Consider the following 6,409-nt stretch of genomic DNA (forward strand, 5'->3'; position numbering starts at 1 on the left):
GTTGCCGCGCCGCGGCCATGCCTGTGTAGCCGCCGCCCACCACCACCCAATCCGCTTTTTGTGTGCCGTTCAACGTCGGACGCGCCGGCCGCTCAGGTAACTGGCTTAGCCACCCGCAGGTCGGATCGTTGTCGGGTAGCCGCTTTACTCTCGTCATGAAAACTCCGTCGGTTGCCGCAGCCGGCATATCTCGGCCTGCGGCGCAGGTTGTTTTCCAAATCGTTGCCCGCTGCGAGGGCGCGCAAATATAAATCACATGGGATTATTGCGTGAGCCTACGGCGCCGGCGCACGATGCTGCTAGGGTAATGTGCAAGGGCTGCCTGAGACCCTTCCGTCGGATTGCGGCGGCGGCGTTCAGACATTTTTGTTTCCTCGATAGTGGTCGGCTATCTTTTCTCATTCGGAATAAATCATATGATCTTCAGCATCTGAACGTGCGTTGGTCTTATGTGGAGGATAACCCCGAGTTATGAACTTACGAAAGAAGCTGCCTTACCCAAGCTCTCTTCACATTCGAAGCAGCGGCTAAGACAATGAATTTCACGGAGGCCGGCAGACTTTTGAATGTAACGCAGCCGGCCGTCAGCAAGAGCATTGCCGCGCTGGAAGCGTATACAGGCACAAAGCTATTCACCCGCGAGGGCTCAAAGCTCGCCCTGACGGGGGAAGGCGAGTCATTGTATCGGACAGTACAGCTGTCATTTTTGGCGCTGGAGAACGCGATCGATCAGGTGTCCCGAGTACCCAAGCAAAAGAACGCTTTAACCTTGTCGTTGTCCACGTCATTCGAGACCGGTAACTTCTCTTGGTCGAATACCGGTTATTCGGCCGACCGGGGCGGCATCATGTTTCCCAGCCACACTGACCGAACCGGGGAGCTGCCTTCCATCGACAGGGATGTCGCTTCTCAGCTCGAGCTGGAAGCGGTGAATTTGTGTCGCAGCGCTTCACAGCGTCGCCGGTCGGTTGGATGATTATCTGGTCCTTTGTCTAGTTGTCGGTAGAAAAGGACTACTTCAATTCATTGGAGGAGCAACTGCGATATCGCATTCAGAATAGTGTTCGATCGTTCTATAATCCAACTGCCGACATCTTCCGCGAGCCGACGTTTACCCATGTCGGCTGGATAAACAATACAATAGCGTTTGCCGGTCCTCAAAGTGCGCCGCAATGCGGGCACAAGCAGGCCCTCGCGAAGAAGGTATCCGCAGGAAGTTACATAACCGAGTGCGACGCCGCGACCATTCAGAGCTGTCTGAATCACGACTGAGTAGTCCGGCACCTGTATCTCTGGCATGGAGATATCAAGAGTCTGGTTCGTTTGCGCGAGAAATTCCCGCCAGGGAATTCGGGATGATGCGAACGTCACCAATGAATGCGTACTGCGAGTTGTCAGCCCGTCGAGCATGCCGTTTCGTCTGATGTATTCGGGCGAAGCCACAGCAACGAGCCACTCGGGCGCTAAGGGGACTGCCCGGTCCGTGGGAGCGACTTTGCTGTCAAGTCTCAGGCCCAGATCGCATGGTTCCATCGGACCGGACGGTTCGCCACCAGTGAGTTGGAAGTTCAGGGCTACATCGGGGAAAGCGCGACGAAACTCCTCCATCTGCGGAATGAGCCAGTGAGCCACGAATGACGTGGATAACGACAAGGTTAAAGCGTTCTTTTGCTTGGGTACTCGGGACACCTGATCGATCGCGTTCTCCAGCGCCAAAAATGACAGCTGTACTGTCCGATACAATGACTCGCCTTCCCCCGTCAGGGCGAGCTTTGAGCCCTCGCGGGTGAATAGCTTTGTGCCTGTATACGCTTCCAGCGCGGCAATGCTCTTGCTGACGGCCGGCTGCGTTACATTCAAAAGTCTGCCGGCCTCCGTGAAATTCATTGTCTTAGCCGCTGCTTCGAATGTGAAGAGAGCTTGGGCTGAAGGCAGCTTCTTTCGTAAGTTCATAAATCGGGGTTGTCCTCCACATAAGACCAATGCATGTTCAGATGCTGAACATCATATGATTTATTTCGAAAGAGGAAAGATGGCCGACCCTATCGAGGAAACAAAAATGTCTGAACGCCGCCGCCGCCGCAATCCGACGGAAGGGTCTCAGGCAGCCCCTGCACATCCCCCCTATTTGACCCGGGCCGCGCCGAGTTACGAGATTCTCAACGAAGAACAGCTCGTGTCGATTGAAGAGGCGGCGGAAGATATCCTGCAGATAGTCGGAGTTGAGGTGCGCCACGCGCCCAGCTTGAAACTCCTAAAGGAAGCTGGATGCCATGTCGAAGGCGAACGAGTAAAGTTCGACCGCGGGTTCTGTCGACAGCTCATCCAGCGCAGCGCTCCTTCGGAATTCATACAGCATGCGCGAGATCCCGCAAAATCGGTGCGTATTGGTGGAAACGCGATGGTTATGGTCCCGATTTATGGACCGCCATTCGTAGCCGCTACTGACATCCAGCGCCGCTATGCGACGCTCGCTGACTTCAACAATTTTGTCCGACTAGCTCATATGAGTCCGGAGGTCCATCACACTGGGGGCCCAATATGCGAACCAACGGACATTCCCGTTCCGACACGCCACCTTGATATGAACTACGGTCATCTTACGCTCTCTGACAAATGCTTCATGGGAGCTGTCACGTCTAAGGAGCGAGCCGAAGACACTCTGAGAATGTGCGAAATTGTGTTCGGCAAGGAGTCTTTGGACAGGAACTGCGTCGTTTCCGCTCTCATCAATCTCAACTCGCCGCTCGTACTGGACGAAACAATGCTCGACGCCGCCCACGTCTATGCTTCGGCCGGGCAGGCTTGTGTGATCACGCCTTTCATGATCGCTGGAGCATCTAGCCCCACGACGGTCGCGGGTCTTTCTGCGCAATCTTTGGCGGAGAGTCTCGCTGGCATGGCAATCATTCAACTTGTTCGCCCGGGAGCGCCCGTCATGCACGGGTTCATGATGATGGGCATGTCCATGCGGTCGGGCAGTCCAATCCGCTACGACGAAACGTGGAAATCCCTCCTAATCGCCGGCCAGCTCGCGCGCCGACTCGGGGTGCCGTTTCGTTGCGGAGGTTCCTCGTCCAACTCAAAAATTCTTGACGCGCAAGCCGGCTGGGAAGCCGCACTGTATATGATGTTCTCAATGCTGGCCGGCGTGAATTTCTTTATTCACGCAACCGGGACCCTTGAGGCAGGTCTCGTGGCGAACTTTGACAAGTTTCTGATCGATTGCGACATGCTGGGCGCCGCGTCGCGGATGATGTCGGGGGTGGATACGAGCACCGATTCGCTTGCGCTCAACGCCATCGCCGGTGTCGGGCCTGCAGGCAATTTCCTATCCTGCGCGCATACCATGCAGCGCTACAAGACCGCTTTTTATCAACCGACCAACGCTGATGGCGATTCCTTCGAACAGTGGGCAGCAGCCGGCAAACTCGACGCGGCGCAGCGCGCCACCAAACGCCGGCAGGAAATGTTGGCCGAGTACCGCCAGCCGGCATTGGATCCCGCAATAGACGAAGCTCTGATTGATTTCGTAAATCAGCGTCGCGCGGTTCTGCCCGACAGCTTCGCGTGAGTGCCATGTCAGATGTCCATTCAATCGCAAAAGATCCACTTCTTCAGCCTCTGACCATCCGCGGATTGACGCTAAAGAACCGAGTAATGAGCACATCTCACGCCTCAGGCATGGATGAGGACAGCATGCCGGGCCTGCGGTATCAACGTTATCATGAGGAGAAAGCCAAGGGCGGGCTGGCGCTTACCATGTTTGGGGGCAGCTCCAACGTTTCACCGGATTCACCGTCTGTCTTTCGCCAGTTAGATGTTGGGACCGACCGGATCATCTCCCACTTTCAGGAGTTTGCCGAGTGTATCCACAGACATGGCGCCGGGGCGATGCCCAGGCGGGCGTATGGGTGCCGACAATCGCACCATCGCCTGTGCGAGAAGATTTGCATCGTAATTTCCCCCGAGAGATGGATCGACACGACATCAATCGGGTCGTTCGCGCGTTCGGCCAGGCGGCCCGCCGGTGCCACGAAGGGGGACTTGATGGTCTGGAGACATTGGCCGGCGGACATCTAATAAGACAGTTCCTTTCGCCCAGAACCAATTTTCGAGCTGATAACTTCGGCGGCAGCATGGAAAACCGGGGCCGCTTTGCAGTTATGGTTCACGAAGAGATCCGCCGCCAAGTTGGGAGTGATTTTGTCGTCGATATGCGATTGTCGCTCGATGAGGGCGACGGCGGCTTAAGGTGTGATGAGGTTTTGAGAACTGCCGAGATTCTCAAACGCGAAGGTGCGGTAGATTTTTTCAACTGCATGGTCGGCCGAATGGATACGGAGCTGACCCTCGTGGAACAAAACATGCCAGGGATGAGCCGGCCTCTGGCGCCTTATCTTGACATTGTTGGCCGGTTTCGACGCGAAATTGGCGTGCCTGTATTTCATGCGGCGCGAGTGACGGATGTGGCTACTGCACGCCATGCTGTCCGGGATGGGCTAGTCGATATGGTGGCCATGACACGCGCGCACAAAATGACGACGCCCCTGCCCCGAGCGCGGTTCCGGTCGCGATCAGCGATTTCGTGAATTGGCGGCGGTTCAACATTTCTTCCCAACTGGTTGATGCGATTTCACCTGATACCCATCGCTCATTATAAATGGGGATGCAATTTGACATTTGGTCCAGATATGTCATTTTGTCACGGCAAATGCCTCAAGATTCCCGCAAGGTTGCAGGCGAAGAATGACCCAAGTGCGGCGTCGTTTTGTCTGGGAGATCGACTGGAATCTCCTGAGAACATTCACGGTCATCGTGCAGGAGGGAAGCCTAACCGCTGCCGGAGACAAGCTGTCCCTGTCACAGCCCACAATTAGCAACGCGCTACGCCGGCTGGAGGAGCATATGGCCTGCCGCCTGGTCGACAGAAGCTCGAACTATTTTAGGATCACGCCGGCGGGAAAGACACTCTACAACGAATGTATGGCAATGTTCACTATCGTCGCCGGACTGCCGGAACTCATCGAGAAGGACCAAAACCACATCTCCGGCCACGTCGAGATGGCTTTTGCCAGTCATGTCGAATGTCCCTTCCTCGATACTTTCCTTGTCGACTTCCACAAGGCCCATCCGCGCGTCACCTTTTCCACCACGGTTTCGTCCAGCAGGTCCGCAGCTGAAGCGGTGCTCAACAATGAAGCCGCACTCGGCATTTTCCTCGCGCAGGAAAAGCTCGACGAATTGGAATACACCCTGCTTTATCGCGAGCATTTCGGCTTCTTCTGCGGACCAAGCCACCCGCTCTTCCAACGACGAATTTCCGGCTTCGATGAGATGCGGAGGCTCGACTACGTTACCTTCAAAACCGACGAGCTTTCAGGAGCTCTGGCGCCTGTCGCCGCATTCCGCAACCAAGAGCAGCTTTGTGGGAGGATTGTGGGACAGTTCACCAATCTCGAAGAGGTGAAGCGCCTGATCAAGGCGGGGTTTGGTTTCGGTCCGCTGCCGATTCACATCGTTGCTCCAGATGTGGAAGCCGGGCAGCTCTGGCAAATTCCGCCATACACGAATCCGCCTTCTGTCGACGTCTATCTCGTGACGAAGCGCACTACCAGGCGCACCCGCGCCCAATCCACCTTTCTCGCGGCACTTTCGGCGGCAATCGACGCCACCCCCCTCGAGAGTCGCACATACCCACAACCCGCGGGCCTCACACAAGCCGACTGAATTGCTCGCGGCGCAGCTCGAGCGTCTTTTCGCGACCGAACTCACTACCAGCTCCATGGCCGCATACTTCGCTACGGGTGCACTATGCGAAGTCACTGCTGGAAGGCAGCGACTTGCAGATCGGGAACATCGCCTACCGATGCGACTTCGAAAATGCAGGGCATTTAAAGCCGCGTGTTCCGCCACCAGACCGGCATCACGCCAACCCATTTCAAGCCGCATGGCCGGCGGCAATGAAACCCGGCCGCGTAGCGGCGCCTCAGCGGCACCCGAGCCGGCTCCCGGGCGACTTGCATCACGAAATCCGCTGCCCGCTCTCATCGAGCAGAACGCAGCCGCCCGGATCGAATCCGACCTGGCCGTTGATCGCCGCGGTGGCCCGCACGCTGGTCTTGCCGCCGATCTCGATCTCTAGGTCACGCTCCCGGCCAAATATGACGTCGAGACAACGCGACCCGACAACCGGTAGGGCATCGCTCCCGATTCCAACGACAGTTTCTGCGGCCGAACCACGACTGTACCGGGGGTGTCGGAGATCAGATTGCCGAACAGCGCGTCGCGGCCGGAGCCGAGGAGCTGCGCTGTTACATAGCTGCTGTCGATGCCGGCTCAATACTCCCCAGAAGTGCCGTTTGAATCTTCCCCAGTTTTAGCGCTGCCGCCGGTCTTCCGGAGCGCG

The 6,409-nt window shown here is 56.8% G+C and carries 4 protein-coding genes and 2 pseudogenes; 5 read left to right on the forward strand and 1 reads right to left on the reverse strand.

From position 1 onward, the window contains the following. Window positions 1–514 precede the first annotated feature (514 nt). A pseudogene (locus tag NKI97_RS35085) lies at window positions 515–976 on the forward strand (LysR family transcriptional regulator); the annotation flags it as partial. A 47-nt stretch (window positions 977–1,023) separates the two neighbouring features. Here NKI97_RS35085 and NKI97_RS35090 read toward each other — a convergent pair. Then, the gene (locus tag NKI97_RS35090; protein ID WP_352838572.1) at window positions 1,024–1,953 is read right to left on the reverse strand and encodes a LysR family transcriptional regulator; all 930 of its coding nucleotides are present in this window, start codon (window positions 1,951–1,953) and stop codon (window positions 1,024–1,026) included. 55 nt (window positions 1,954–2,008) lie between these two features. On the opposite strand from NKI97_RS35090, the gene NKI97_RS35095 reads away from it, so the two are divergent. From NKI97_RS35095 to NKI97_RS35110, 4 genes and pseudogenes are all read left to right on the forward strand, one after another. Beyond that, window positions 2,009–3,574, forward strand: a complete 1,566-nt coding sequence (locus NKI97_RS35095; protein WP_352838573.1) for a trimethylamine methyltransferase family protein — start codon at window positions 2,009–2,011, stop codon at window positions 3,572–3,574. Between the two features lie 86 nt (window positions 3,575–3,660). After that, a pseudogene (locus NKI97_RS35100) lies at window positions 3,661–3,837 on the forward strand (hypothetical protein); the annotation flags it as partial. A 29-nt stretch (window positions 3,838–3,866) separates the two neighbouring features. Continuing rightward, entirely contained in the window at window positions 3,867–4,592 is a 726-nt protein-coding gene (locus tag NKI97_RS35105; protein WP_352838574.1) for an oxidoreductase, read from the forward strand. Between the two features lie 157 nt (window positions 4,593–4,749). Beyond that, complete coding sequence (locus tag NKI97_RS35110) at window positions 4,750–5,730, forward strand: LysR family transcriptional regulator (protein ID WP_352838575.1); 981 nt, start codon at window positions 4,750–4,752, stop codon at window positions 5,728–5,730. The last annotated feature ends 679 nt before the right edge of the window (window positions 5,731–6,409 follow it).

The organism is Mesorhizobium sp. M0296 (assembly GCF_040321675.1).
Lineage (GTDB): Bacteria > Pseudomonadota > Alphaproteobacteria > Rhizobiales > Rhizobiaceae > Mesorhizobium.